The following is a 597-nucleotide window of genomic DNA, read 5'->3' as shown; positions in this document are numbered from 1 at the left end:
CTGGGCTTACTCGGCACCGTTGTTGGCATGATCAATACCTTTCAAAGTATTACTTTAGTCGGAAACGCAGACCCAAAACTAATGGCTGGCGGGATATCACAAGCGCTAATGACTACAGTTCTTGGACTACTGGTAGCCGTGCCACTACTATTCTCTCACAATCTGTTAGCAGCAAAGTCGAAAAAGGTTCTTATGTTCCTTAGCCAGCAAAGCCTAGGCTTTATTGCAAAATATATGAGTGAACAAGGCTCAATAGAAGCTAACGCAGCTCAAGACACTCGCCCTTCCAAGGCAGACTGTTAAGATGACGCAAATTGGTTTCGACTTTTACTCAAGCATTGATCAATTAATCAAGCTCGGTGGTTTACCTGTCGCGGCCATACTGGCTCTGAGTGTATTAATCTTTATACTTTTTTTTGAACGCTTACTATTCCTAAGTCTCAGCTTTAAAAATACAATTTCAATGTTGGAGAAGTACTGGAGCGAAAGTGCTAGCTTGGCAAAGTCAGGACTAAATTCCTGGGACAAGCAAAGAGTTCAGGAAGCGCTGCTTTCTGAGGCAAGAGCAATGACACGCCACTCTTTTTGGCTCTTGAG

The 597-nt window shown here is 43.4% G+C and carries 2 protein-coding genes; both read left to right on the top strand.

Translation table 11 applies throughout. The features are described from left to right. A partial coding sequence (locus A3729_RS28205; protein WP_197476215.1) for a MotA/TolQ/ExbB proton channel family protein occupies positions 1-303 on the top strand: 303 nt, incomplete at its 5' end. 1 nt (position 304) lies between these two features. Next, positions 305-597, top strand: a 293-nt coding sequence (locus A3729_RS28200; protein ID WP_156498193.1) for a hypothetical protein, incomplete at its 3' end; no start/stop codon positions are given.

Source organism: Oleiphilus sp. HI0043 (assembly GCF_001634935.1).
The sequence above is the reverse complement of the archived record's forward strand: the minus strand, read 5'-3'. Positions and strand labels throughout refer to the sequence as shown.